General features: G+C 64.3%; 26 protein-coding genes. 11 read left to right on the top strand and 15 right to left on the bottom strand.

All coding sequences use genetic code 11. From position 1 onward, the window contains the following. Positions 1 to 5: 5 nt before the first annotated feature. The 10 genes from NHH73_21600 to NHH73_21645 form a co-directional block, all read right to left on the bottom strand. On the bottom strand, positions 6 to 545 hold the full coding sequence (locus tag NHH73_21600; GenBank protein USX25182.1) for a TIGR00730 family Rossman fold protein: 540 nt from the start codon (positions 543 to 545) through the stop codon (positions 6 to 8). Next, entirely contained in the window at positions 542 to 1,327 is a 786-nt protein-coding gene (locus tag NHH73_21605) for a hypothetical protein (protein ID USX25183.1), read from the bottom strand. Before NHH73_21605 ends, NHH73_21600 begins: the two co-directional genes overlap by 4 nt. Before the next feature lie 12 nt (positions 1,328 to 1,339). After that, the gene (locus NHH73_21610) at positions 1,340 to 2,005 is read right to left on the bottom strand and encodes a TetR/AcrR family transcriptional regulator (GenBank protein ID USX25184.1); all 666 of its coding nucleotides are present in this window, start codon (positions 2,003 to 2,005) and stop codon (positions 1,340 to 1,342) included. Between the two features lie 138 nt (positions 2,006 to 2,143). Continuing rightward, a complete protein-coding gene (locus tag NHH73_21615; GenBank protein ID USX25185.1) occupies positions 2,144 to 4,051 on the bottom strand; it encodes a S9 family peptidase in 1,908 nt (635 codons plus the stop codon). Positions 4,052 to 4,160: 109 nt separating this feature from the next. Next, positions 4,161 to 7,823 carry an EAL domain-containing protein gene (locus NHH73_21620; protein USX25186.1) on the bottom strand — a complete coding sequence of 1,221 codons (3,663 nt, stop codon included), beginning with the start codon at positions 7,821 to 7,823 and terminating at the stop codon, positions 4,161 to 4,163. Next, positions 7,798 to 9,318 (bottom strand): PAS domain S-box protein, encoded by a 1,521-nt coding sequence (locus NHH73_21625; GenBank protein USX25187.1) that lies wholly within the window; start codon positions 9,316 to 9,318, stop codon positions 7,798 to 7,800. The genes NHH73_21620 and NHH73_21625 overlap by 26 nt, the downstream gene beginning before the upstream one ends. Before the next feature lie 83 nt (positions 9,319 to 9,401). Continuing rightward, positions 9,402 to 10,340 (bottom strand): alpha/beta fold hydrolase, encoded by a 939-nt coding sequence (locus tag NHH73_21630; protein USX25188.1) that lies wholly within the window; start codon positions 10,338 to 10,340, stop codon positions 9,402 to 9,404. A 207-nt stretch (positions 10,341 to 10,547) separates the two neighbouring features. After that, complete coding sequence (locus NHH73_21635; protein USX25189.1) at positions 10,548 to 12,188, bottom strand: GMC family oxidoreductase; 1,641 nt, start codon at positions 12,186 to 12,188, stop codon at positions 10,548 to 10,550. Then, a complete protein-coding gene (locus NHH73_21640) occupies positions 12,185 to 12,709 on the bottom strand; it encodes a hypothetical protein (protein ID USX25190.1) in 525 nt (174 codons plus the stop codon). Before NHH73_21640 ends, NHH73_21635 begins: the two co-directional genes overlap by 4 nt. A 29-nt stretch (positions 12,710 to 12,738) precedes the next feature. Beyond that, on the bottom strand, positions 12,739 to 13,548 hold the full coding sequence (locus tag NHH73_21645; GenBank protein USX25191.1) for an RNA methyltransferase: 810 nt from the start codon (positions 13,546 to 13,548) through the stop codon (positions 12,739 to 12,741). 201 nt (positions 13,549 to 13,749) lie between these two features. Between NHH73_21645 and NHH73_21650 the strand changes: the two genes are divergently transcribed. The 6 genes from NHH73_21650 (at position 13,750) to NHH73_21675 (ending at position 18,925) form a co-directional block, all read left to right on the top strand. Continuing rightward, the gene (locus tag NHH73_21650; GenBank protein USX29673.1) at positions 13,750 to 14,532 is read left to right on the top strand and encodes an inositol monophosphatase; all 783 of its coding nucleotides are present in this window, start codon (positions 13,750 to 13,752) and stop codon (positions 14,530 to 14,532) included. A 222-nt stretch (positions 14,533 to 14,754) separates the two neighbouring features. Further along, entirely contained in the window at positions 14,755 to 16,167 is a 1,413-nt protein-coding gene (locus NHH73_21655; GenBank protein USX25192.1) for a DEAD/DEAH box helicase, read from the top strand. A gap of 254 nt (positions 16,168 to 16,421) precedes the next feature. Continuing rightward, positions 16,422 to 17,201, top strand: a complete 780-nt coding sequence (hyi, locus tag NHH73_21660) for a hydroxypyruvate isomerase (GenBank protein USX25193.1) — start codon at positions 16,422 to 16,424, stop codon at positions 17,199 to 17,201. A gap of 67 nt (positions 17,202 to 17,268) precedes the next feature. Next, the gene (locus NHH73_21665) at positions 17,269 to 18,036 is read left to right on the top strand and encodes a hypothetical protein (protein USX25194.1); all 768 of its coding nucleotides are present in this window, start codon (positions 17,269 to 17,271) and stop codon (positions 18,034 to 18,036) included. A 28-nt stretch (positions 18,037 to 18,064) separates the two neighbouring features. Continuing rightward, positions 18,065 to 18,490, top strand: a complete 426-nt coding sequence (locus tag NHH73_21670; GenBank protein ID USX25195.1) for a hypothetical protein — start codon at positions 18,065 to 18,067, stop codon at positions 18,488 to 18,490. A gap of 60 nt (positions 18,491 to 18,550) precedes the next feature. Further along, on the top strand, positions 18,551 to 18,925 hold the full coding sequence (locus tag NHH73_21675) for a TraR/DksA family transcriptional regulator (protein USX25196.1): 375 nt from the start codon (positions 18,551 to 18,553) through the stop codon (positions 18,923 to 18,925). Positions 18,926 to 19,010: 85 nt separating this feature from the next. Here NHH73_21675 and NHH73_21680 read toward each other — a convergent pair whose 3' ends face one another. From NHH73_21680 to NHH73_21690, 3 genes are all read right to left on the bottom strand, one after another. After that, positions 19,011 to 19,565, bottom strand: a complete 555-nt coding sequence (locus NHH73_21680; GenBank protein USX25197.1) for a hypothetical protein — start codon at positions 19,563 to 19,565, stop codon at positions 19,011 to 19,013. 101 nt (positions 19,566 to 19,666) lie between these two features. Then, positions 19,667 to 20,545 carry a zinc-dependent peptidase gene (locus NHH73_21685; GenBank protein ID USX25198.1) on the bottom strand — a complete coding sequence of 293 codons (879 nt, stop codon included), beginning with the start codon at positions 20,543 to 20,545 and terminating at the stop codon, positions 19,667 to 19,669. A gap of 130 nt (positions 20,546 to 20,675) precedes the next feature. Continuing rightward, positions 20,676 to 21,260, bottom strand: a complete 585-nt coding sequence (locus NHH73_21690; GenBank protein USX25199.1) for a winged helix-turn-helix domain-containing protein — start codon at positions 21,258 to 21,260, stop codon at positions 20,676 to 20,678. A 454-nt stretch (positions 21,261 to 21,714) separates the two neighbouring features. Between NHH73_21690 and NHH73_21695 the strand changes: the two genes are divergently transcribed. After that, the gene (locus NHH73_21695) at positions 21,715 to 22,755 is read left to right on the top strand and encodes an OmpA family protein (GenBank protein ID USX25200.1); all 1,041 of its coding nucleotides are present in this window, start codon (positions 21,715 to 21,717) and stop codon (positions 22,753 to 22,755) included. A gap of 50 nt (positions 22,756 to 22,805) precedes the next feature. Continuing rightward, positions 22,806 to 23,693, top strand: a complete 888-nt coding sequence (locus NHH73_21700; protein USX25201.1) for a YihY/virulence factor BrkB family protein — start codon at positions 22,806 to 22,808, stop codon at positions 23,691 to 23,693. Between the two features lie 75 nt (positions 23,694 to 23,768). On the opposite strand, the gene NHH73_21705 is transcribed toward NHH73_21700, so the two are convergent. Together NHH73_21705 and NHH73_21710 are read right to left on the bottom strand one after the other, a co-directional pair. Beyond that, positions 23,769 to 24,908, bottom strand: a complete 1,140-nt coding sequence (locus tag NHH73_21705) for an AI-2E family transporter (protein USX29674.1) — start codon at positions 24,906 to 24,908, stop codon at positions 23,769 to 23,771. 120 nt (positions 24,909 to 25,028) lie between these two features. Then, positions 25,029 to 25,340, bottom strand: coding sequence for a BON domain-containing protein (locus NHH73_21710; GenBank protein ID USX25202.1), 312 nt, complete (start codon positions 25,338 to 25,340; stop codon positions 25,029 to 25,031). A 248-nt stretch (positions 25,341 to 25,588) separates the two neighbouring features. Here NHH73_21710 and NHH73_21715 point away from each other — a divergent pair, with 248 nt between their 5' ends. From NHH73_21715 to NHH73_21725, 3 genes are read left to right on the top strand one after another with little or no spacing between them, the layout of a single operon-like run. Next, on the top strand, positions 25,589 to 26,038 hold the full coding sequence (locus NHH73_21715) for a glycine zipper 2TM domain-containing protein (protein USX25203.1): 450 nt from the start codon (positions 25,589 to 25,591) through the stop codon (positions 26,036 to 26,038). Between the two features lie 59 nt (positions 26,039 to 26,097). Further along, positions 26,098 to 26,250 (top strand): DUF3309 domain-containing protein, encoded by a 153-nt coding sequence (locus NHH73_21720; protein USX25204.1) that lies wholly within the window; start codon positions 26,098 to 26,100, stop codon positions 26,248 to 26,250. Between the two features lie 16 nt (positions 26,251 to 26,266). Further along, complete coding sequence (locus tag NHH73_21725) at positions 26,267 to 26,602, top strand: hypothetical protein (GenBank protein USX25205.1); 336 nt, start codon at positions 26,267 to 26,269, stop codon at positions 26,600 to 26,602. Positions 26,603 to 26,640 lie beyond the last annotated feature (38 nt).

Below are 26,640 nucleotides of genomic sequence, written 5' to 3' on the forward strand. Positions count from 1 at the left end.
AAGGCCTAGGCCTTCAGCAGTTTCAGCAGCGCCTGCGGATCGCTCTCGGACATCATCAGCGCCGCGTGCTGCGGGCGGATGAAGCCCTGCTCCCTGGCATGGGCGATGAAGTCGATCAAGCCGTCGTAAAAACCGCCGACATTGAGCAGGCCGATCGGCTTGGCGTGGATGCCCAGCTGCGACCAGGTCAGCATCTCGAACAATTCCTCGAGGGTGCCCATGCCGCCGGGCATGGCGATGAAGCCGTCCGACAGGCTGGCCATCATCGCCTTGCGCTCGTGCATGTCCTTGACGATGAACTGGCGCGTCAGGCCGGTGTGGCCCACTTCGCGCTCGACCAGCGCGGTCGGGATCACGCCGGTGGCCTCGCCGCCGAGCCGCAGCACCTCGTCCGCGATGATGCCCATCAGTCCGACATTGCCGCCGCCGTAGACCAGCGCCAGGTTTTGATCGACCATCGCCGCCGCCAGCGCGCGCGCCGCCTCGGCGTAGACGGGGCTGACACCAGCGTTGGCGCCGCAATATACACAAATCGTCTTCGTCACTGCTGCTTTTCCTCCATGAGTTCCTGTCGTGCGGCCTCGACATCGAGCCGCTCCATCGCGTCGCGCGGGGCAAGGCGCGCGGCCTGCTCCAGCAGGGCCGTGGCATCGGCCATTTTCTTTTTACCGTCGAGCATCGCCAGCGCGTGGCCGTACTGGATGCGCGCGATCGCCGAATCGGGATCGAGCCGCAGCGCGGTCTCGAAATGGCGGTAGCCCTCCTCCTTCTTGACGCCGTAGGTCAGGCCGCCGATCATGCCGCCGACCTTGTCGACGATCTCGGTGTGGTACACGCCCAGGCCGACATGGGCATCGGCGCGCGCCGGCGCCAGCTGCACGGTTTTTTCCAGGCTGGCGCGCACGCGCGGACCGAGCCCCTGCGCCAGCGCCTTGACCACCGAAATGCCCTCGGCGTAATAGCCCAGCGCGTAGGCGTGCCAATAATAGCCGGCCGGGTTGCCGGGCTGCTCGCGCTGCTGGCGCTCGCAGCGCTCGGCCACGCATTCGAAGGTGGCGATGCGCTTCTTGACGCTGGTTTCGAGGTACTGGGCGTAGATGCAGATCGCCTTGTGCGCGACCGAGTAGCCGTTCACGCCGACATCCAGGCCCAGGCGCGCGGCGCGCTCGAACTCGCCGGCATGGAAGGCGATCCAGGCCTGCAGCAGCGCCGGATTGGCCGGGAACGGCTCCAGGTCGCCGCTATGCAGCGCCGGCCAGGCGGCCTGCAGGCCCTCCGGCGTGTAGCGGTAGGCGGGATCGGGATAAGGGAAAGGGGTCCAGGCCATGGTGTCTCCGGCTCACTTGAGCTTCTTCAGGTATTCTTCGGACAGTTTCTGGAACAGCAAACTGGTCTCATTGCGCAGATACGGCCCGATCTGCGACAGCACCTGGTAACAGCCGCGCGCCAGCGCGTCGGCCATCGATTGCTGCTCGCTGTACTTGCGCGGGTTGCGCACGTACTCATACGACAGCCAGTACGTCGCCACCACTACCATGTTGGTGGCCATGGCGTCGATGGCGGCGTCGGACGCCTCCAGCGATTTCTCGCTGCGCAAGTCCTCGCACAGCTGCTTGGCGACCTTGATCTTGTGGGCCAGGATCTGCTTGAAGTGCAGCTCGAGCTTGCGGTTACGCGACAGCAAATCGTTGAGGTCGCGGTAGAAGAAGCGGTAGCGCCAGATCAGCTCGAACATCAGGTGCAGGTACATCCAGACGTCGTCGATGTTCGAGCGGCGCCCGTTCGGCACCGTAAGGATGCGTTCGATCTCGGCCTCGAACTGGACGAAGATCGAGTTGACGATGTCGTCCTTGTTGCGGAAGTGGTAATACAGGTTCCCCGGAGAGATATTCATCTCCTCGGCGATCACCGTGGTGGTGATGTTGGGTTCGCCGAACTCGTTAAACAAGCGCAGGGACAGTTCCAGTATGCGTTCACGGGTGCGGCGGGGTGCTTTTTGTTGCATAACGAGGATCTCTGTTTATTCTCGTGCAAGCATAACACCTCTGCACCCCAAGTGAGAACACCGGCGAGCTTTTCAGCGTCAATGGCGGCCAATTGGCGCAAGATAGGCCGATCTTCGCCGAAACCGCAGCTCGCCGCGCTAGGGCCGCGCCGCCGCAGGCGCCCCGATGTATTTATCCAGGAAGGCCAGCAACTTTTCGTAGTAGGCCTTTTCGTTGCGGATGAAACGCAAGCCGTGCCCCTCCTCCTCAAAGGCCAGCCACTCGACCTTTTTGCCGTGCAGCTCCAGCGCCTTCCGCATTTTTTTGCTGTGCGCAATCGGAACCCGCTCATCGTCCTCTCCATGCATCAGCAATACCGGCGCGACGATGCGGTCGGCGTGCTTCAGTGGCGAGACCTGGTCGAACTGCTCCTTGTTCGACCGGACATCGCCAATGCGAGCCAGCATGTGCTGCCGCGTGACCTTGTTGCCCACCCTGTCGGAACTGTCGTTGAACATGAACCCGATATCGGCGACGCCGGCGAAGCTGACCCCGCACCGATACAGCTCCGGCGTTTTAACCAGCCCCCACAACGCCGCGTAGCCGCCATAGCTGGCGCCGACGATGCAGATGCGCTTGGGATCGGCGATCTTCTGGTCGACCAGGTAGCGCACGCCGGCGGTGATGTCGTCCTGCATCGCCAATCCCCACTGGCCAAACCCGGCCTGTTCGAAGCGCCGGCCAAAGCCGCTCGAGCCGCGAAACTGCGGCTGGAACACGGCGTAGCCGCGCGCCGCCAGCAACTGCACCTCGGCGTTCCAGCCCCAATAGTCGCGCGCCGTGGGACCGCCGTGTATCAGAACCACCAGCGGGCCCGCCCCCGCCGCAGCATCTGGCTTGGCAGCCGGACGGGTCAGGAACGCTGGGACTTGAGTGCCGTCGCCGGCCGCGTAAGCGATGATTTCCATGGGGCGCAGGTCGGCGTCGGCGGAGGCCGGCTGCCTGCGCGCCACCAGTCGTAGCGCCTTGCTTTGCATGTCGAGCAGATACCAGCTACCGGCATCCTGATCGCTGGAGGAAGAGACCAGCACCTTCCCCTTGGGATCGCCGCTAAGGCGGTTGCCCCGGTTCGGCAAGGCGACATCGACCGCGCGTTGCACGCCGCTCCATCCGGGGTCGAACCAGATGTCCTGCGGCCGCATGCCACGCGTGGTGACCCGCTCGAACGCGCCCTGATCGATGCCGCCGACGGACAGGATATCCTGGGTCGGATGGCCGGCCAGCATGTCGCCGAAGGCCAGCCGCCTGGTGTTGAAATTGAAGAGCGCGTAAGTATCGCGGCCGAGACGGCTCGATACGACGATGGTGTCAGGTTCATCGGGCACGTACACGGGCAACCAGTACTCGTCCGTGACTTTGAAGTCGGCCAGCTTTTGCCATGCCGTGCCGGCCGACGGCTTGTACCAATTGGTCACGGTCGACGCGTCGCGCCAGAATTCCGAATTGACGACCGTCACCGCGCGCAGCTCGCCCTTGGGGTCGAACGCCGCTTGAATCAGCTTGCCTTTCGGGTACTTGAATTGCCTGCTTTCGCCGCTGCGCCCGTCGGTTAGCGCCATGTCGCCGTCATCCACGTCCGTGTAGACCAACAGCTTGGTGGACGAAAGGTTGCCGCCCTCGGCCGGGCCGATCACCGACTGCCCCACTTCCGCGACCTTTTTACCGTGCAGATTAATGGTTTCCGCCTCGACGCCGTAGTCCACCGCCAGCAAATCGTTGCCGACCCAAGTGACATTTCGCGGCGCCTTGTGAAAATTCCAGAACCCTTCCTGCACACGCCTCCCGAACGACAATAGCTTCGCAGACATATCAGCCGTGTCGTGCAGCAGCAGTCCATGGTTGGTGCCGTTGTAAATGATGCTGGCGAGATGTTTTCCGTCGGGAGAGAGGCTGACGGCAAGCGTGCCCGTCGGGTCGACGGCTTGTTCGATCGTTAGCGGTTCAGCTTGCGCAGCGCGGCCGGCAATGCTACAGGCGGCAAGCGCCATGAGTAAAGTGATACGCACAATTTTTCAGCGACAACAGTTAATGATTTGGCATTGTCGCAGAAAAAGGCGGGAAAATTAAACTTTTTCCAACGCCTCATTTCCTGGCCAGCCGGGCGCCGCCCCGACCTCAGGCCTTGACCGCCTCGGCGATGCGCAGCGGGCCGTGCGCGCGGGCGTGCAGGCGGAAGCCTTCGCGGATGTTCTCGCGCAGCACGGCGCCCTTCCACGGCTTGGTGTAGAAGCGGTCGATGGCGCCGTGGTTGATGGCCGCCATGATCGGCGTCAGGTCGGCGTAGGCCGACAGCATGATGCGGAAGGTGTCAGGACACAGGTTCTTGACCCGCTCCATGAACTCGGTGCCGCTCATCAAGGGCATGCACTGGTCGCACAGGATCACCTGCACCCGGTGCTTGGCCAGGATGTCGAAGCCCTCGGCCGCCGTCTGCGCCGTCAGGATGCGGTAGCCGTCCTGCGACAGGAAGTCGGTCAGCACGTCGAGCATGAAGGCGTCGTCGTCGACGATGAGCAGGGTTTGCTGGTCGAGCACCGTCTCGTCGACCGGCGTCTGCAGCTGGCGCCCTTCGCGCATCATGGCCTCGAAATCCTCCTCCGGCAGCGGACGGCTGAAGAAGTAGCCCTGCATCTCGTCGCAGCCGTGGCGGCGCAGGTAGGACAGTTGGGCGTCCTTCTCCACCCCCTCGGCGATGACCTCGAGCTTGAGGCTGTGCGCCATGTTGATGATGGCCAGCACGATGGCGGCGTCGTCCGGGTTGCTGGTAACCTCGCGCACGAAGGCGATGTCGATCTTCAGTTTGTCGATCGGGAAGCGCTTCAGGTACGCCAGCGACGAGTAGCCGGTGCCGAAGTCGTCGATCGAGATCTGGATGCCCAGCGCCTTGAGGTTCTGCAGCACGGTGATGGTCTCTTCGGCGTTCGACATCAGCGAGCTTTCGGTCAGCTCCAGCTCCAGCAGTTCGGGGGCGATGTCGTGCTCCTTGATGGCCTTGAGCACCTCCTCCTCGAGCCCGCCGACGAAGAACTGGATGCCGGAGACGTTGACCGACAGGTGCACCGCCCAGCCGTGGGTGCGGCGCCATTCGGCGATCTTGCGGCAGGCCTCGTGGATCACCCACGAGCCGACCCGCACGATCAGGCCGGTCTCTTCGAGGATCGGGATGAACAGCGCCGGCGACACCATGCCGTGGCCGGGCCGCTTCCAGCGGATCAGCACCTCGGCGCCGCTGATGCGGCCGTTGCCGATATGGACCTTGGGCTGGAAGTGCAGCACGAACTCCTCGTTGTCGATGGCGCGCCGCAGTGCGTTCTCCAGGTCCAGGCGCGCCAAGGATTGCGCGTTCATCTCGGCGGTGAAGAAGCGGAAGGCGTCACGCCCGGCTTCCTTGGCGCGGTACATGGCGGTGTCGGCGTACTGGATCAGCACGTCCGGATCGGTGCCGTCGTCGGGGAACACGGCGATGCCGATGCTGGCCGTGACGGTGACTTCGTGGCCCTTGAGGTCGAACGGCCGGCGCATCGAGTCGCGGATCTTGTCGACCACGGCGATGGCGTTTTGCGCACCCTCCGGCAGCATCAGGATGGCGGCGAACTCGTCGCCGCCGAAGCGGCCGATGGTGTCGCGCACGCGCAGGCAGTCGACCAGCCGGCTGGAGAACTGGCGCAGCAGCTCGTCGCCGATGGTGTGGCCCAGGGTGTCGTTGACGTTTTTAAAGCGGTCGACGTCGAGGAACAGCACCGCCAGCGACCATTTGTGGTCGGTCGCCTGGCGCAGCGAGTGCGTCAGCGAGTCGTAGAACTGGCTGCGGTTGGGCAGGCCGGTCAGGGTGTCGAAGTGGGCCAGCTTGAGCAGGCGCTGCTCGGCCTCCTTGCGCTCGGTGATGTCGCGGGCCACCGCCACCAGGATCCAGCTCGGGCCGGAACGCAGGGTGCGCCGCTGCACCTCGACCGCCAGCGGCTTGCCGTCGCGGCATTGCAGCAGCAGCTCGGTCATGGCGCCGCTCTGGTCGCCCGACAGCAGTTTTTCGTACAGCTCCTCGAGCTTGCGCATGTCGCCCTCGGCGGCCATGCCCGGGCCGATCTTGAGGAAGTCCTCGCGCTCGTAGCCGAGCATGCGGCAGGCGGTGGCGTTGACGTCGACGAAGCACATGCCGGCGCGGTCGACCAGGAAGATGGCGTCGGCGGTGGCGTCCATGGCCAGCCGGAAGCGGCGCAGGTCCTCGTCGAGGCGGATGCGGGCGTTCATGTCCAGGGTCAGTTGCGCGTGGTGGCGCTTGATCTCGTCGTACAGCAGCAGGTTTTCGTAGGCCACCGAGATCTGCGCGGCCACCGTGGCGGCGACGCGCTCGTCGACCTCGGAGAAGCCGTCGGCGCCGAGCTTGTCGACCAGGTAGAGCCAGCCGTGGGTGCGGTCGCGCGAGGCGATCGGCACGCCCAGGAAGGAGTGCACCGGCGGATGGCCGGCCGGCAAGCCGATGTTGGCCGGGTCGCCGTCGAGGTCGTTGATGCGGCACGGCAGGCGCTGGTCGAGCAGCCCGCGCAGCACGCCGGCGCGCGGCGATTGCGCGATCTGGCGGATCGGCACGCCGGCGCCGCAGCTGGCGTAGTAACTGAGCTCGCTCGCGCCGGCCTCCAGCACGCCGATGCAGGCGTATTTGGAGACGCAAATGTTCTGCGCCACGCGGCAGCCGATTTCGACCAGCGCGCGCGGATCGCGCTCGGTGCCCAGCTCGATGCCCAGCTCGATGAGCGCGGTCAGCCGCAGGCTCACCGCCTGCAGGCTGGAGAGCGAACTCGACAGCCGCTGCGTCATCAGCGACAGGTGCTCGGGCGCGCCGTCGGCCGCCTCGTTCGAGCCGTGGGCGAACTGCGTGATCAGTTGGCTGCTCGATTCGAGCTCGCCCAGGTATTCGGCCACCTTGTCGTCGATGTTGTGGAAGCGCCCCTCCTGCGGCGGCTCGGGCGCGAAGGCCGGCAGGTCGCCGATGCCATCGTCGTCGCCGTCGCCGACCATGGCCAGCCCCAGCGCCTCGTGCACGGTGCGCAGGATCACGTCCGGATCGGACGGCTTGGGCAGCACCCAGCGCACGCCGCACGACTGCGCCACGGCCATCGCCTCGCGCTCGCGGTAGGTGGCGGTGTAGAAGATCACCGGCACGTCGGCCGTCTCCGGATTGCCGTGCATGCGGGTGACGAACTCGTAGCCGTCCATATTAGGCATGAGGATGTCGGAGATGACCAGGTCGGGCCGCTCGGCCAGCACCATTTTCAGGCCCTCGGCGCCGTTGGAGGCCTCCAGCAGGCGGTGGCCGCCGTAGCCCAGCAAGGTCATCAGGAACTCGCGGTTGAGCACGTGGTCGTCCACGATCAGGATCGTGGCGATGTCGTTTTTAGACGGGGTCGACATCTCCCCGTCCAAAAAAGACTCGATTTGCGTGACAAACGTGTCCGGTTCGATCGGCTTGCCGATGTAGCCGTCGAAGCCGGCCTCGAGCAGGCGTTCGCGGTCGCCGACCATCGCCAGGGCCGTCACGGCCAGGGTCGGGATGTGGCGCACCGTCGCGTCGCCCTTGAGCGCGGCAACCACGCCGTAGCCGTCGAGCTTGGGCAGATGGACGTCGCAGATGATCAGGTCCGGCAGCTCGCGCAGCGCGGCCGCCACGCCCGCCTCGCCATCGACCGCCGACAGCGGCGTGTAGCCGAACGCCCGCAACAGGTAAACCATCAACTCCATGTTGGTGGCATTGTCTTCAATAATCAGTATACGTGCCGACACCTTGTGACTCCCCCTGTGATGACTGCAGCGGCAGCGTCAGTGTAAAAATACTGCCGACGCCATACTCGCTGTCAAACAAAATTTCCCCATGCAACAGGGTCGCCAACTTCTGGCTCAAATGCAGCCCCAGCCCCGTGCCCTCGAACTGGCGCATCGAACTGGCTTGCAACTGCGATAGCGCCTGGCGCCGCCCGCCCTGACCGGCGTCGGCACCGCAATCGCTATCGCTGATACTGATGGTGGCGCGGGCCCGCCCGTCCACCTCCGCCGTCCCCAACCGCACCCGCACGGTGCCGCTGTCGGTGAACTTGATCGCGTTGTCGACCAGGTTCATCAAAATCTGCTGCAGGGCGCGGCGGTCCGTCTCGACCGTCACTTCCCGTTCGGAATCCACCAGCGCCAGCGCCAAGCCCTTGGTGCGCGCCTGCGGCTGCAGCAGCGCCAGCACCTCGTCGATCACCGGCCGGCACGGCAGCGGCACCAGATCGAGCGCCACCTTGCCGGACTCGATCCTGGTCAAATCGAGCAGGTCGTTGATCAACGACAGCAGGTGGCGCGCACTGCTTTGCACCATGCGCAATTGCTTGGTCTGTTCCGAATTAATCGGCCCAGGCAACTTCATCAACATAGTACCGGTAAAGCCGATAATCGCGTTCAACGGCGTGCGCAGCTCGTGCGACATGCCGCCAAGGAAGCGGTCCTTGGCCGCGACCGCCTTTGCCAGTTCGACATTCTTCTCCTGCAGCGCCAGCTCGATCCGCTTGCGCTCGCCGACGTCGCGGATCGCGCTCATGATCAAGGTGCCCTCCTCCGTCTCGATCGGGCTCAGGCTGATCTCGACGGGGAACTCGACGCCGTCGCTGCGCAAGCCGTACAGATCGCGCCCGCTGCCCATCGGCCGCAGCGCCGGCCGCGCGCCGTAGTCGTGGCGGTGCGCGATGTGCGCGTGGCGCAAGCGCGCCGGCATCAGCATCTCGAGCACCACGCCGCGCAAGGCGCCGTGCTGGTACTTGAACATCGCCTCGGCCTGGCGCGTGGCCAGCACGATGCGCCCGCTGGCGTTGGCGACGATGATCGCGTCCGGCATCGATTCCAGGATGCCATGAAAGCGCGCCTCGACCAGCTTGGCGTCGCGCAGCACTTTGAGCGTGGTGACGTCCTTCTTGCTCCACAAAATATATTCCGGCGCACCGGCGGCGTCGCGCAGCAGCTTGCTGGTGCTGTCGATGTACACCAGCGTGCCGTCCTTGGCGCGGCGCACCGACTCGTAGCTGGCCGCGCCGGCGCCCAGCGTTTGCCGCACCACCGCGCCGCCATCGTCCAATCCGGGCACCTCGATCAGCTCGGCCAGCTTGCGGCCCGTCGCCTCGTCACTGCTGTAACCGAACACCATGCGCGCGCCGTTGGTCCAGTACACCACCTCGCCATCGAGCCGCGTGATGATCACCGCGTCGGGTGTTTCGTCGAGGATAAGGGTGCCGAAGTCTATCGCCATCGTTCCACCTGTCGTTCCACCTGTTTACTGTACTTCATACGAGTAACCATACAGCAACAAATCACGCAAAACATCACACAAAATCACACAGGTGTTGCGGTTTTGATTTCCGCCAACGCGCAACGCATGATTTCCGGATGCCGGCCCAGCGCAACATGGCCAATTGCACCAAACACGAGGTTGCGCGCCCCGGGCAAATCGCTGGAATCCTGTGGCGCGACGATGTTGTCGTGGACCGAGTAGATGGATGAAAATAATTTGCGTTGCAAATCCGCCTCAGTGGCCGCCAGCGACGCCAGCCAGGTGCTGTTTCGCCGCATCTGCATGGCGTTACTACCAGGACCGAAGCCGGCCAGCGCGGTACCGTGGTGCGGCGTCCCGAGCGTGATCACGCGGGCGATATGTTCGTGGCCATGGCGGCGCAGGTACGCGCGCGCCACCAGCCCGCCCATGCTGTGCGCGAGCACGATGACTTGCTCGCTGCCAGTCTCCGCGCACAGGCGCTCGACGGCCGCGCGCACCTGCGGCACGAAGTCGTCGATCGACGCGCCGGGCGGCTCCAGGTCGATGCCGTAATGGCTGATGCGTGCTTGCGTCAGCAGCTTGCTCATCGGAAGCCAATAGCCGCTGTTGCCGGCGTAGCCGTGGATCAGCAGCACCGGCAAGCCGCGCGCGTTCGGCTGCAGGCGCAGGCCGACGGGCCGCAGCATGTAGTAAGACGATGTCAACATCGATGATAAAAATTCATGCGCGAGCAGATTAATCGCGGTGTGGGGATTGAGCGCGTGGCCGGCCGGCGTGGCGCTGCGCGCGCGCCGGCTCATGCGGAAGTTGTTGGCGTTGATGAGCAGGCGCACCAGCAGCACGATGGCCGCCGCGACGGTCACGCAAACGAGCGCCGCGACGGGTGCGGCGACCGCCGCGCGCCACGCCGGATGCCACCAGCGATGCAGCGACAAGGACAGCGCCAGCATCGCGCCGATCTGGACCGCCAAGAGAACGATGAGGAAACGTTTAATCATGGACTCATCATACTCTTGCGATACGAACGGAGATAGCGTCTCAAGCGAACTGAACGATATCTAAAACCTGTCGGCACAACAACCGATTTCGTAGGGGGGATTAGCGCGCAGCGCGTAATCCACCATGAGCCGCCGACGGAGCCTGGCGGATTACGCTGCGCTAATCCGCCCTACGTATTTCCGCGTCATTTCCCCGTCATTTCCGCCTCATTTCCGCGTCATTTCCAACGCGAGCGTAGTGGCCAGCCTGGCCGTCACGCCATACACCGACAGCTGCGGATTGGCGCCGATCGAGGTCGGGAACAGCGAGCCGTCGTGCACCGACACATTGCGCAGCCCGCGATAGCGGCCGCCGGCATCGGTCACGCCCAGCCGCTCGTCGGTCGACATCGCGCAGCCGCCCATCACATGCGCCGACACCACGCGCGTGGCCAGCAGCTTGAAAGGCAGTGCAGCGATCGCAGCCTTCGCTTGCCGCCAACTGGTGTACTCGCCGGCCGCCTCGTGCACCGGCATCACCGTCCTGGCGCCGGCCGCGAACTGGATCTCCGCCATGCTCAGCAAGGCGCGCCGGGCGCCGTCCCACAAGTAGTCGCCGATCGGATAATCGAGCACCGGCGCGCCATCATTGGACACGGCCACGCTGCCGCCCGGCGCGTCCGCGTGGAAGCCGTCGCGCAGCAGCGCCAGCAGCGCCTGCGCATGCGGAAACTGCGCCATCAGGCGCGCGTGCTGCGCGCCAAAACCGGCCATCGTGGTCGACATCAGCACCGGATGCAGCGGCGGCGCCTCGAGCTTGTAGCCGACCGGGCCGTCGATGGCTTGCGTGTGCAGGAAGTGGTCGGAATACACCGACTGCGGCGCGCCCGCATACGCGTCCACGCGCTGCGCGAAGACGGCGGCCGAGACCAGCGTCGGATGCAGGAAGGTGCGCTTGCCCAGCAAGCCGTGCGGATCGGGCGCGACGGAACGCAGCAGCAGCGCCGGCGTGTTGATGGCGCCGCCGGACAGCACGAAGTGCCTGGCGCGCAAGGTGATGCGGCGACCCGTCGGCGCCAGGCCGGCGGCGTCCAGCGCGACGCAATCGAGCTGCGCCACCTGGTCGCCTTTGATCAGCAAGCGCTCGGCGCGGGCGCGCGTGAGCAGGGTGGCGCCCAGTTCCAGCGCCGCCGGAATCGTCGTGACCAGCATCGACTGCTTGGCGTTGGTCGGACAGCCCATGCCGCAATAGCCGAGGTTCCAGCAGCCGTTGACATTGCGGTGGATGATGCCGGTTGCTATCCCCAGCTTGCCGGCGCCGCGCCGCAGCACATCGTTGTTTTCGTTCGGCGGCGGCGCCCATTCGGCGATGTTGAGGCGGCGCTCCATCATCGCGAACCACGGCGCCATCGAATTGGGCGTGTAGTCGGCAAGGCCGTAGTGTTTGTTCCAGTACGCCAGCGTGCCGGCCGGCGTGCGGAAGTTGCTGGTCCAGTTGACCGTGGTGCTGCCGCCGACGGTGCGGCCCTGCAGAATGTTGATGCCCTTGTCGCGCGTCTTGCGCGCCGCCGATTCCTGGTACAGCGCCGGATAGGCGTCGGTCTCGCGCATTTTGAAGTCGGTCGACGACTTCAGCGCGCCCTCCTCGACGATCAGCACGCGCAGGCCGGCGCGCGCCAGGATCTCGGCCGTGACGCCGCCGCCGGCGCCGCTGCCGACGATCACCACGTCCACCTCCATGACCAGGTCTTCGTTGAGCCGCGCGCAGTCGGTCACGCGCCAGCCGGCGGCCAGGCCGGCGTGGATCGGATCGGGGATCGGGCCGTTCTGCGCGGCGATCGGGATGTTGGTATTGTTCTTATCACTCATGCCAGTTCCTTGATCGGGCCGGGATAGCCGATCGCGGACCAGTTGGCCGGCTGCGCGTACCAGGCGCCGATGATCAGGTCGTGCAGCGCGAGGTAGGCGGTTTGCAGGGTTTGCAGGCGGTGGTGCCGCCAGCTTTGCAGGAAAGCGTCCACCGCGTCCGGCGAGGCGTGCTCCCAGCCGCCGGAGACGCCGGCCAGCATGCGCCGCACCGGCGCCAGCGACAGCAGGCCGAACAGGTCTTGCAGTTGTTTTTGCGAGGCCGGTGCGAGCCCGGCGATGGCGGTGCCGACGTGGTCGACGGTTTGGTGGATGACGGCGGTGCGGGCTGCCGGTTCGGTCGGCAGCACGGGGCCGAGCATGGAGGGGATCACGGCAGTGAGCAGTATCGTCGCGGGGCCGTCGAGCGCGAAGCGATGGCCCCGCGTCGGCGCGTAGGCCAGGCGGTAGACGGCGCCGCCGGCGGCGAGTGCGACCGCCCCGGCCACGCCGACCTTGAGAAAAGATCTGCGGTTCGAATCCATGGTCCCCACCCGTTCATATTATTGTCGTTCTAGCCGCCCTTGCCCGCCTTCTGCTTGCCGGTCATGTGGCGGGCGATGCCGCGCAAAATATTCACTTCTTCCTTCTCCAGTTGCGCGCGCGAGAACAAGCGCTTGAGCCTGGGCATCAGCTTGCGCGGGTTGTCCGCGTCCAGAAACCCGATCCCCACCAGCGCCTGCTCCAGATGCTGGTACATGCCCTCGATCTGCGCCAGGCTGGCCGCCTCGCCGTGGAAGCCCACATCGCCGACGTCGCCGGCGTCGCCGGCCGGCTGGCGCGGCGTGTGCGTCACGCCCGCGCCGTCGAGCACCGCCATCCGGCATTCGTAGGCCAGCACCTGGGCCGCCTGCGACAAGTTCAGCGACGAATATTCCGGATTGGCCGGGATGTTGATCAGCACATTGCATTTTTCAACCAGCTCGTTCGGCAGGCCGAAACGCTCGTTGCCGAAGATGAGCGCCGCGTGCAGCTCCGGCTGCGCCACCAGTTGCGTGGAGAGCTGGCGCGGCGTCAGCACCGGCGGCGAAAATTCGCGCAGCCGCGCCGAGACGGCGGCGGCGAAGTTGATGCCGTCGAGCGCCTCGGCCATGCTGCCGACAGTCCGCGCGTTGGCCAGGATGTCCTGCGCGCCGCTGGCGAAGGCGACCGCCTCCGGGTCCTGCGCCGCGTTCTCGAACCGGGGCGTGACCAGCACCAAATCGTTGTAGCCCATGGTTTTCATGGCCCGCGCGACGGCCCCGATATTGCCGGCCCGGCTGGTTTCGACCAGAATAAATCGCAGTCGCGTGAAAAGATTCGTGTTGATTTCGGGCAGGTTCATTTAAAATAGCGCTATTGCGCGGTATCGATACAATAACTTCAACCTTGCGGCCCGGCCAACTGCCAGCCCGCAAACCCGGATTTTACCCTGTCGGCGCCGCTCCGCTCTTTAATTCACTCTTGTTCTCTAGCGCGCCGCCGCGGCCCCTGTCCGCCGGTGGGCGTTAGCGTTCTTTTAACGGAAAAGCTTAACATGCACCCAATGCTCAACACGGCGATCAAAGCCGCCCGCCGCGCCGCCGCCGTCATCAACCGCGCCTCGTTCGACCTCGACCGCGTCATCGTGACCGAGAAAAACCACAAGGATTTCGTCACCGACGTCGACCAGGCCGCCGAACAGGCGATCATCGAGGTGCTGTCCAAAGCCTATCCCGACCACGCCTTCCTGGCCGAGGAATCGGGTCCATCGAAGAACGCCAACGACGAGACTGAATACACCTGGATCATCGACCCGCTCGATGGCACCACCAACTTCATGCACGGCTTCCCGCAGTACTGCATCTCGATCGCGCTGTCGCAGCGCGGCGTGATCACCCAGGGCGTCATCTACGACCCGGTGCGCAACGACCTGTTCACCGCCACCAAGGGCGCCGGCGCCTACCTGAACGACAAGCGCATCCGCGTCACCAAGCTCGACCGCATTGCCAACGCCCTGCTCTCGACCGGCTACCAGGCCGGCAACGCCAAGGCGCTCGACGAATACCTGAAAATGTACGGCATCATGGCCGAACGCTCGCACGGCGTGCGCCGTCCGGGCAGCGCCGCGCTGGACCTGGCCTACGTGGCCGCCGGCCGCCTCGACGGTTTCTATGAAAAAGGCCTGAAGCCTTGGGACATCGCCGCCGGTTCGCTGATGGTGACCGAGTCGGGCGGCATCGTCGGCGAATTCAACGGCGAGTCGGACTACCTGTACAAGGGCGACATCATCGCCGCCAGCCCGAAAATCTTCGGCCAGATGGTCGGCCTGCTGACGCCGTTCGCTTAATCGACCGCGCTGCGCCCCATAACGGCGCGTCAATAGACAATCTGTTACAAAAAAGGGAGCGTATGCTCCCTTTTTCATTTCCCAATTGAAACATCAAGCGAACTTAGCTGTTATACTAATAGCTGCGGCATCTGACCAGTCCTTTGCGCCGCAATCCAAAAATCCGATTGCCTGCGACTGGCGCCCTCCGCGGCGACAGGCCGATCTTCATATAAAGTTACCATGTCATTCTCTTCCCTCGGTTTGTCCGACGCTATTGTCCGTGCTGTCACCGAAACCGGTTACACCACGCCGACCCCGATCCAACTGCAGGCGATCCCCGCAGTCCTGAACGGCGGCGATTTGCTGGCGGGCGCGCAAACCGGCACCGGTAAGACCGCCGGTTTCACCTTGCCGCTGCTGCAACGCCTGTCGACCGACGCCGCCGGCGCGGCGCAGACGAGCAACACCACCACGCGTCCGATCCGCGCGCTGATCCTGACCCCGACCCGCGAACTAGCGGCCCAGGTCGAGGAAAGCGTGCGCACCTACGGCAAGTACACCAAGCTGAACTCGACCGTGATCTTCGGCGGCGTCGGCATCAATCCGCAGATCAAGCAGCTCAAGCATGGCGTCGACATCCTGGTCGCCACGCCGGGCCGCCTGCTCGACCACATGGAACAGCGCACCGTCAATCTGTCGAAGGTCGAGATCCTGATCCTGGACGAAGCCGACCGCATGCTCGACATGGGCTTCATCCGCGACATCAAGAAAGTGCTGGCCGCGTTGCCGGCCAAGCGCCAGAACCTGCTGTTCTCGGCCACCTTCTCGGACGAGATCAAGGCGCTGGCCGACGGCCTGCTGAACAAGCCGGCGACGATCGAAGTGGCGCGCCGCAACTCGACGGTGGAAGTGATCGCGCAAAAGATCCACCCGGTCGACCGCGACAAGAAGCACCCGATGCTGGCGCACCTGATCAAGGCTAACGACTGGTCGCAGGTGCTGGTGTTCACCCGCACCAAGCACGGCGCCAACAAGCTGGTCGAACAGCTGGGCGCGGACGGCATCGGCGCGATGGCGATCCACGGCAACAAGAGCCAGTCGGCGCGCACCAAGGCGCTGTCCGAGTTCAAGGACAACAAGCTGCAAGTGCTGGTCGCCACCGACATCGCCGCGCGCGGCATCGACATCGACCAGCTGCCGCACGTGGTCAACTACGACCTGCCGAACATTCCGGAAGACTATGTGCACCGTATCGGCCGCACCGGCCGCGCGGGCGCCACCGGCGAAGCGGTATCGCTGGTCTGCGTGGACGAGCACGACATGTTGAAGGACATCGAAAAGCTCATTAAGCAAACGCTGCCGCGCGAAGTAATCCCGGGCTTCGAGCCGGACCTGAACGCGCGCGCCCAACCTGTGCAGCTGCGCAGCGCCGGCCATCGTCCGGGCGGCGGCCGTAGCGGTGGTGGCGGCGGCCAGGGCCGTGGCAAGCCAGGCGGCGGCGGTGGCGCCAAGACCGGCGGTGGCGGTGGCGGTGGCGGCAGCAAGCCGCGCGCGCCTGGCGCTTCGGCCGGCGGCAACGGCGGCGGCCCGCGCACGGGCACCAGCGCCCCGCGTCCGGCGTCCCCGCACCGCTCGGGCGGTCGCGGCCGCTAAGCCGACCCAGCTCTGATGAAATGCCGTTCAATGCAAGCTGAACGGCATTTTTTTCGCCCGGACCGAGGGTCGCCAATCCTGGGCAGGCCAATCCAGGGTCAGGTCCACCATTTCTACACGGCCTCGTGAGTGGGAGGCTTCAACAGCGGAGCTCGTGTAGAAATGGTGGACCTGACCCCGGAGTGAAAGCTTTTTTATGTGGTCGGGCAAATATCGTTTACGATATCGGATTGCTAACGATTATCGGAACGTTGATGCCCCGCTTCGCCGCCAACCTGTCGATGCTTTTTACCGAAGTGCCATTCCTCGACCGCTTTGCCTTGGCGCGCGAGGCCGGCTTCGATGGCGTCGAATTTCTCTTTCCATATGCCTATGATGCCGGGCAGATCGCCGAGCGCTTGCGCCGCCATGACTTACAGCTGGTGCTGTTCAACCTGCCCTGCGGCGACTGGGACGCGGGCGACCGCGGCATGGCCTGCAATCCGCTGCGCGTGGAGGAGTTCCGCGCCGGCGTGCGGCCGGCGCTGGACTACGCGCTGGCGCTGGGCGTGACCCGGCTGCACTGCATGGCGGGCAAGGTGCCGGCCGGCCTGGCGCCGGAGGCGGCGCGCGCCGCCTATGTCGACAACCTGCGCCACGCCGCCGACTTGGCGCTGCCGCACGGCATCGACCTGCTGATCGAGCCGATCAACCACTTCGACATGCCCGGCTATTTCCTCAACCGCAGCGCGCAGGCGCTCGACATCATCGCCGAGGCGGACCGCCCCAACCTGTTCCTGCAGTACGACATTTATCACATGCAACGCATGGAGGGCGAGTTGAGCAACACCATCCGCGCCAACCTGCCGATGATCAAGCACATGCAGATCGCCGACACCCCGGGCCGCCACGAGCCGGGCACCGGCGAGATCAACTACCGCCACCTGTTCGCCCTGATCGACGAGCTCGGCTACACGGGCTGGCTCGGCTGCGAATACCTTCCCGCCGGCGACACCATCGCGGGCCTGGACTGGCGCCGCAGCCTGACGTCGTAAGCTGCGCATTCGCAAAGCAACCGTAAACACCCAGCGCAACAATAGTCCCAACCCCAAAGGAGCACCCATGAAACTGCCGCGTCTTTTCCTGCTACTCGGATTGCTGGCCCTGCTCGGCGGTTGCGCCAGCAGCACGCCGCGCATGGCCGAGGTGCGCGCCTTCGCCGCCCAGGCGCCCAAGCTCAACGCCTATCACGAACTAACCGAGCGCTACCGCACGACCTACCAGCGCGAGCAGCCCTTCCTGACGGCGGCAGCCGACGCCCGCGAGGCCGAGCTCGACGCGAAGCGCCGGCAGGCGTGCGACGATTTCGTCAAGCTGCAATACGGCGTGCAGGCGTACATGCAGACGCTCGGCGTGCTGGCCGGCGACGAGCAGTACGAGCTGCGCGACCAGATCAAGACGATTAGCGGCGGCATCAACGCCTGGCCCGACTCCGGCATCGAGGAGAAACACGTCAACGCCTTCGCCCGGCTGACGACGCTGATCGCGCGCGCCATCACGGCGCCGGCGCAGGAGCGCGCCGTCAACCAGGTCATGCGCGACGCCGCGCAGCCGGTAAAGGATCTGCTCGAGGCCATGACCACGCTGCTGAGGCTGTACGACAAGTCCAGCGAGAACGAGGAGCGCATCGTCATCGGCATGCTGGAGTCGGAGATTCCCTTCCTCGACCCGGCCCGCGACCGCTTGCTGACGGCGCTGGCCAAAAGCGCGCAGCAGAGCAAACAAGCCGAGTACCGCCTGATCGGCCAGCGCCAGACCCTGGCGCAGAAAAACCTGGCGGCGATCGAACAGAGCCACCGCGCGCTGCTCGACCAGATCCCGTCCAACTAAGCCAATATCAGCCAATACAGGAGCAGCGATGACTACCAATCCCATCCAACTGGAGATCGAAGCGCTGGCCGACGGCCTGTCCGCCAGCGCCGACGCCCTGCACACGCGCCTGATGCGCGAACTCCGCCAGAAACCGCCTGGCATCGCGCAGGCCACCGCGCAGGCACTGTTCGACAACGAAGTGGCGCTGCGCCAGCACGCCAACAGCCTGTACCTGGAGGCGGCGGTGCTGGCCGCCAGCGGATTGGCCGGCGCCCAGCAGCAGTTGCTCGACGTGACCGCCCGCGCGCAGGAGAAAATCCGCAAAATCCAGCACACCAAGGATTTGATCGCGCTGACCGGCGAGCTGCTGTCGCTGGCGGCGGCCATCGCCACCGGCAAGCCGGACAAACTGGCCAAGCCGTTCGAGACCATCAAGCACCATCTGGAGGCGATGGACAAGCCTGCGGGTTGACGCCAGTTGGGCCGAACAAACCGCGCCATCTCCGGTCAAACGACGTAAGGAGCGCGCGGGATGAACGGACTGGAAGAACACCAATGGCAGATCTTGCAGGCGCGGCTGGAGAGCGCGCGCAAGGCGCTGCTCAGCCAACTCGCGGACGATCTGGACCGCACCACCGACGTGCGCCTGCCGCTGCCGCACGAGGCCGAAGCTTCGCCGGCCGACAACGCCAGCCAGCGCACGCTCAACGCCCTGGTCCACGAGACGGCGGCGCACACCACCAAACAGTTGTCCACGGTCAGGCAGGCGCTGGCCAAGTTTGACGACCAAAGCTATGGGCTATGCGAGAACTGTGGCGAGGAAATCGGCTTCTCGCGGCTCGACGCGCGGCCGGAGGCGCGCCTGTGCATCGGTTGCCAGACGCGCACGGAACAGCGCCGGCGTTGACGCCGCCGGGCGCTTGATTGGAGCAACGACTCCGGCGGAAATCACGGTTGCGCGGACACAGTCTCGCATTCGCAACAATGAAGATTTACGCTGGCACCGGCCTTGAGGTGGGGTCGAAGTCGCGCCAATCGCCGGCGCTGATGGTGCCTTCGGCGCGTTCAACATCCTCCGCGCCCAGACCTCGCAATACGTCGAGCGCCTTCTGCTCCTGGCCGCTGTCGACCACCTCGACGGCGATCATCATGCCCGACTTGCGCGGCGCAACCTGGTTCTCGGAACTGCCCTCCTCCGCTTCGCCGGCGTCCTTCATCTTCGAAAAACTGAACAGCGAACCGACGTGGGCGCCGACCAGCGCGCCGACCACCGGACCCAATGGGCCGGCCACCGGAATCGCGGCGGACCCGGCCACGGCACCGGCGACCGCGCCGGTGGCGCCGCCCTGCAACACGCCGTCGTCGGTCTCCTTGGCGCCGGGCGACTTGTCGTGGTCACCGCCGAGCTCGTACGTATCGTGCTGCCCCTGCGGATTAACGTAGAACGCGCTGATGCGCTCGGCTGCGAAGCCTGCGCGCAGCAAGGCGATACGCGCATCCGCGATTTCATCCTGTAACTGGAAATGCCCCGCAATAATGTTGCTCATGCTGTTCTCCCTGGTTTCGGCCGTAGCCCGATCTGCGCAATATGCGCCCGTCAGGGCCGCATTTCCGTGCGCTCACGCACTGTCGCCGTGTGTTATCGCAGTCAATGCGACCAGGTGGGCGTCCAGCCGTAGGACGGTTCGGCCGGCGGTTCGGGCGGTGGCGGTGGCGGCAGCCACTCGCGCGGATCGACGCGGTAGTACTTGAGGAACTCGGCGAACAGCTCGCCGTGGTGCTCGGCCATCTGGTACGGCTTTTCAAAGAAGGTTTCGGTGGCCACGGCGAAGAATTCCGCCGGATTGGTGGCGCCGTAGTGGTCCATCACGCTGTGCTGGCGGTACATCGCGCTGTGCCGCAGGTTCTGGAAGTTGCGCGACAAGACCTCGGCCCACTCGTTGTAGCTGTCCGGGCTGCCCAGATACGGGGCGCCGTTGGCGCGGCCGGACTCGCTGTCGAGCTGGTGCGCGAACTCGTGCAGCACGATGTTGTGGCCGTCGGTCCAGTCGTCGGCGCCGCGCCGCACGTTGTCCCACGACAGGACGACGCGGCCGTCGTCCCACGATTCTCCGAGCATGCTCTGGTGGCCCGGCGTGACGACGCCGCCCGGGCCGACGTCGGCGCGGCGCGCCACGAACTCGCTCGGATACACCAGGATGGTGTGCAGCGCCGGATACACCTTGGTCGGACGGTTGAGCAGCAACAGGCACGCCTGGCCGGCAATGATGACGGCCATCTCGTCGGTCACTTCCACGCCTTCGCAGCCGATGAATTTTTTCTGATGTAAAAACTGCACGACCAGCCGTTGCAGCTGTTGCTGCAATTCCGGGGTCATACGGCGGTAGACGGGGATGTTGCGGTGTAAAACGGTTTGCGCCTCGGCCGGCAACGGCCTGGCCAGCACCCGTTGCAGGCGCCAGCGGGGCACATAAAAAGGCAGCGCTATCGCCAGCGCCGTCAGGCCGATCCAGATCAAAGCTTCCATGTGCCGCGCGTCCGTGTGATGTCCATTGCTGGCTAAGTGGGGCGGCTTGTCTGCTTTTCAATATGCAAACAGCCGGGCATGCCCGGCTGTCGATGATACTCTTGTGCGCTGGCGCAGCGCGGCCGGCGGCTTAGTCGGCGGCTTTTTGCTCCGAAGGCGCCGAACCGAACAGCGCGGCAACCAGTGGATCGCGCATCACCGGACCACGGTTGACGCGGATCGCGTAGTGGGTGTCGTCGGCCAGGATGTGGAAGTGGCGGCCGCTGCCGGCCATGGCTTGCTCACGGATGCCCGGGCGTTCCTTGCGTGGCGGCGCGCCTTCGCGCTTCGGCTGGACGATCGCGGCCAGGAAGGCGGCGACGCGCTCCGGGTCGGGAGTCAGCTGGTAGACGGCCTTGCCCAGATAGGTGGCGGTGCCTTCGACATAGCGCGCCAGCTCGATGACGCCGGCTTCGCGCAGGTCGCGGATGTATTTGCGGGCGCCGGACGGCGAGAACTTGAGGAACCAGGCGATTTCGTCGGCCAGCATCTCGTGCATGGACAGCTCGCCGATCAGTTTTTGCATATTTTCAATGCGACGCAAGGTCGCAGAGGTCGAACGCACACGCTCGATCGACGCCATCGACAGCGCCGGTTTGCGGTCCAGAGGAGCCGGGGCCGGACGCTCCACCAGCATCAGCTTGGTGGTCGCCTGCATTTCCGGCGAAGCTTTCATCTCGTTCTGAACCAGATGTTGAGGTTGTCTAACTGCATGCATTTGAACACTCCTTATAACAATTTGCCGAGATTAGTGGCAGCGAGAGGGGGTGGCCTACGGTGTGAAACGCCACAGTCTCTGCATCTGACTCAAGAATGCCTTGTCGTGGCGCACCAGTCTGTGCGGCAACGAACATTAGTGACAGAACCGCAGACTTATTGATCTGTGAACCCTGTTCAAGGGCGTGTGTGGCGTATTTACCAACCTGAATTCCGTCCCATTAGTCTTCGGACCCGCCTAATCAAGCAAAAGTTTCAACTTTTGTGTACGATTTGATACAGCACAAGCTTTTGTGCGGTAGCGAACCGACCACATCATGAAAGTTACCTATTCTTCGGTCCAACAGCGGTAAAACACTGCACTGCTGCTGATGAAGCAACAAATGACCATATTTATCAATCGGGAGCATACTTTGAATAAAACTAAGAAAATCGTCCTCGCCGTCGCAGCCCTCTGCGCGTCGTTCTCCGCTGTCGCTCAAGACGCGGTCATCAACCCATCGTGGTACATCCAGCCGAGCATCAACGGCATGAAGCCAGACAACGACGCCTTCGGCGTTGACAAAAAGGGTTACGGTGGCGGCCTGAAGTTCGGTAAAGCCCTGAACCAGAACTGGGATGTGCAGCTGGGCGGCACCTACGCCCGCTCGAAGGAAAACGGCGAGCGCTATCAGCAGCAGAGCCTGGGCGCGGACGCCCTGTATATGTTCTCCCGTAAATCGTTCCGTCCATTCATCCTGGTCGGCGCCGGCGTCGAGCGCGACAAGTCGAACCTGAACACCTTCGGCGAAATCGCCAAGAACTCGCCGTACGTCAGCGCCGGTCTGGGTTTCCAGGCCGACCTGAACGAGCGCACCAGCTTCCAGGCGGACATCCGCAACCAGCACGGCTTCCTGCGCGGCGATGCCTTCCCGCCTAGCAAAGCGGACAACGTCTACGTGACCGTCGGCCTGAACTTCGCCTTCGCCGCGCCACCGCGCCCTGCCCCACCGGCACCGCCGCCTGCGCCGGAAGCCGTGCAGCCGCCACCGCCGCCAGCACCGGTCGCGCCACCGCCACCACCGCCAGCGCGCTTTGAAAAAGTGACGATGTCGTCGACCGAGCTGTTCAGCTTCGACAGCGCCAAGCTGAACCCGAACCAGCCTAAGCTGGACGAGATCGCCACCGTGCTGAACGCCAACCCGACCGTCGACAACGTCGTCATCACCGGCTACGCCGACCGTCTGGGCAGCGACAAGTACAACCAGAAGCTGTCCGAGCAGCGCGCCAACACCGTCAAGGGCTACCTGGTCGGTAAAGGCGTCGCCGCCAACCGCCTGGTCGCCGAAGGCAAGGGCGAAGCCAATCCTGTTGTCACCTGCGACAACAAGAAGCGTGCTGACCTGATCAAGTGCCTGGAACCTAACCGTCGCGTCGAGGTCGAACAGATCACGATCGAACGCCGCGTCAATTAATTAATTAATTGGGGAGCCCCGCGACGAAAGTTGCGGGGCTTTTTTTTTATATGAACAAAAATATAGTCTCGGTGCTGAAATGCACCGTCTACGAATGGCTCGACCACCGCGGCGGCAGCATGGGCGCGGCGTTGGCCTTCTACACGCTGTTTTCACTGGCGCCCATCCTGGTGCTGGTGCTGGCGATCGCCGGCTGGTTCTACGGTCCGCAGGCGGCCCAGGGCGAGCTGTTCGCGCAATTGCGCGGCCTGGTCGGCAACCAGGGCGCCGAGGCGATCCAGCTGGTGCTGGCCGGCGCGCGCAGCAAGGAGGAAGGCCGTTTGGCCACCTTGATCGCCGGCGCCCTGCTGCTGTTCGGCGCCACCACCGTGTTCGCCGAACTCAAGGCGAGCCTGGACGCGATCTGGCAGGTGCCGCCGCTGAAGACGGGCACGGTGTGGGACGTCGTCCGCACCCGGCTGCTGTCGTTCGGCATGGTGCTGGTGCTGGCGTTCCTGTTGATGGTGTCGCTGGTGGTGAGCGCGGTGTTGACGGTGCTGGAAAAATACGTGCACAGCGTCTGGATCGACGCCGGCGACCTGCTGACCGGCATCAACTACGCGATCAGCTTTGCCGTGATTGCCGCGCTGTTCGGCGTGATCTTCAAGATGCTGCCGAGGGTGAAGCTGTCGTGGCACGACGTCACCATCGGCGCGCTGGGCACGGCGGCCTTGTTCTCGTTGGGGAAGTATGCGATCGGCGCCTACATCGGCAACAGCGGCGTGGCCAGCAGCTATGGCGCCGCCGGCTCGGTGATCGCGCTGCTGCTGTGGGTGTATTACTCCGCGCAGATCTTCTTCCTGGGCGCCGAGTTCGCGCGTCAATATGCGTTGCAGCTGGGTAGTTTGCGCCACCGGCCACCGCCCCAAACCACCACCGTCACCAAGCAGAACCCCTGAACACCGACGACTCATCATTCCCGTGACAAAAAAAGGCCGGCGCATCGCCGGCCTTTCGCCATGGTCACTGCCCGGCTACTCGCCCAGCAACTCAGCAACCACTTCCATCCCCTCGACCCGCTCGGCGACGACCTTGACGATCACGATCACCGGCACGCCCAGCAGCAAGCCCCAGACGCCCCACAGCCAGCCCCAGAACAACAGGCTGACAAACACGGCCGCCGCGTTCATGCGCGCGAAACGCCCGGTCATCCAGGTCGTGATCACCGTGCCCACCAGCGTGGCGATGGCCAGCGAACTACCCATCACCAGCAAGCTCATTTGCAGCGATTCGAATTGCAGGAAGGCGACGATGCCGGTGGCCAGCATGATCAGCAAGGGGCCGAAATACGGCATCAAGTGCAGCAAGCCGGCGACGATGGCCCAGGCGCCGGCGTTCTCCAGCCCGATCCAGCGCAACGCCACCCACATCAGCAGCGCCAGCATGCCGTTCGTCACCAGCAGCATCAGCATGTATTTCTGGATCGAGGTGTTGATGTCCTCGAGAATATGCACGGTGATTTTTTTCTTCGACAGCGACGGCCCGGTCAGCTTGACCAGCTTGCGCTTGAACGTGTCCCCGGATAGCAGCAGGAAAAACACCAGGAAGATCACCATCGTGGCCTGGCTCAGGAAACCCATCAGCCCCATCGATCCGGCCCACACCCAATCCATCAACGGAAAATCGGAGGCCGGGGCCGGCGCGGCGCGGCGCGCGGCGCGCCGTTCCTGGGCGCCGGCCGTGGCCTGCTGTAATTCGGTGGCGACCGCCTGGATGCGCTGCAACGTGCTGGAGCCGCCGTGCAAGCGCTCCGAGACCAGGCGCGACAATTTATGCCCGGCGCTGGGCAGCTCTTCAACGATGGATTCGAACTGGCCGTGCAGCTTGTCGACCACCATCGCCGAGCCGCCGACCATGGCGACAGTGATCAAGGTGGCGCCGACGATGCGCGGAATGCGGCGGCGTTCCAGCCAGCCCATCAATGGACTGAGCGTGTAACTGATCAGAATGCCGAGCAGAAGGGGAACCAGGAAGCCGCGCGACCATTGCAGCGCATAGATAAAGGCGACCGTGGCGATGATGCCGAGCGCGAGGCCTCGGGCGTTCACATGTAGGGGGATACGGGGGAGATGACTGGGATCGGGTTCGGCGACGGAGGCCGCACCGGTGGCCACATTGCTGGCCGGAGTTGGAGGAAGGGAAATCTCTACAGGCGGCTGGCTCATGATGACTCACAAAAAAATCCCGGCGCGGCATGCTCGAAAGGACGAGCACGGCGCGCCGGCAGATAATGCTTATTTGACGCGGATGTCGTTCTTGACCGAGGTCACGCCTTTGACGCCGCGGGCGACTTCGCCTGCTTTGGCGATGTCAGCTGGCTGGGCAACGAAGCCGCTCAGCTGCACGGTGCCTTTGAAGGTCTCGACATTGATTTCGGTCGACTTCAGGGTCGGCTCGTTAAAGATGCTGGCTTTCACTTTGGTGGTGATGACCGAATCGTCAACAAACTCGCCGGTGCCTTCTTTGGTGGACGTCGAAGCGCAGCCAGCGGTGGCCAGCAGCGAAACGGTGAACAGGGCGGTGGCGATTTTATGTGCGATTTTCATGGCGGTTCTCCTTGGAGTTATTAACTAATGAGTTTGTCAGCGAGCGGGACGTTTAGACATCTCTGCTACCGATGTAGACGTTTTACGTGGTTTCCAAATGGACATCTGTACGGTACCGTACACAGATAAAAATTTGACCCGGGACATGCGATTCCCCCTCCCCGCCGACTTGGCAACCTTCGTGCGAAACCGCACAGACCCACTTTTGCCGTGTGACTATTCTGGAATCACATTTTCAGGAGAACAACATGAACCACACAAAAACCCTGGCAGCATTGATGATCGCCGGCACCGCCGTTTTAAGCGGTTGCGCCAGCACCAACAACGCGCCGCAACAAGTGTCGTACCAAAATCAGAATGAATCGGCCAGCTACGGCACGATCGAATCGATCCAGATGAAGCAAGCCAAGGAAGGCACCAGCGGCGCTGGCGCCGTCGCCGGCGGCCTGGTTGGCGCACTGCTGGGTAACCAAGTCGGTTCCGGCAGCGGCCGCGCGGCAGCCACCGTGGCCGGCGCGGTCGGTGGCGCCGTGGTCGGCAACACCGTCGAGGGCAACCGCAACGAAGCGAAACAGGAATATCAGATCAGCGTTCGCATGGACAACGGCGATTACCGCATGGTGAACCAGGACAGCGTGTACGACCTGCGCGTCGGCAACCGCGTGCGCCTGGTCGACGGCCGCGTGTACCGCTACTAATCCGATTAAACCGCCGTTAAACCGCATTCAAAAACAACTACCAAATTAAGGGGAACACCATGGGCACCATCATTCTGATTATTCTGGTCCTGGCACTGATCGGCGCGCTGCCGACCTGGCCGCACAGCCGCAACTGGGGCTACGCTCCGAGCGGTATCACCGGCTTGATCGTGCTGATCCTGCTGATCATGCTGCTGACGGGCCGCTTGTAAGCACAAGGAGGACATCATGACGCGTTTCCATCACATTGCATGCGGCCTGGCGCTGGCTTGCGCGGCGCTGACTGCGCAAGCGCAGGACAACACGCCGCCGCAGAACGTCCAGCTGCAACAGCAGGAAATCGCCAAGGGCGATCCGGCAAGATGGTACAAGGAAGACGCCACCAGCGCCGAGCAGACCCGCACCTTGCGCAAGGAAATCGGCGCCGCGCTGGCCGAATCCACCAACGCCTGCAAGAAAGGCCCGGCCGGCGAACGCGATGCCTGCATCCGCGAAGCGCGCGAAACCTACAAGCGCGACATGCGGAAGGTGCCGCAGGTTCTCGCAGAGAACAAACGGCAGTAACCGTCGGGATGAAGTCGGTACAGAAAGCCGCCTGAGCG

The organism is Oxalobacteraceae bacterium OTU3CINTB1, assembly GCA_024123955.1.
In the GTDB taxonomy this organism is placed as follows: domain Bacteria; phylum Pseudomonadota; class Gammaproteobacteria; order Burkholderiales; family Burkholderiaceae_D; genus Rugamonas.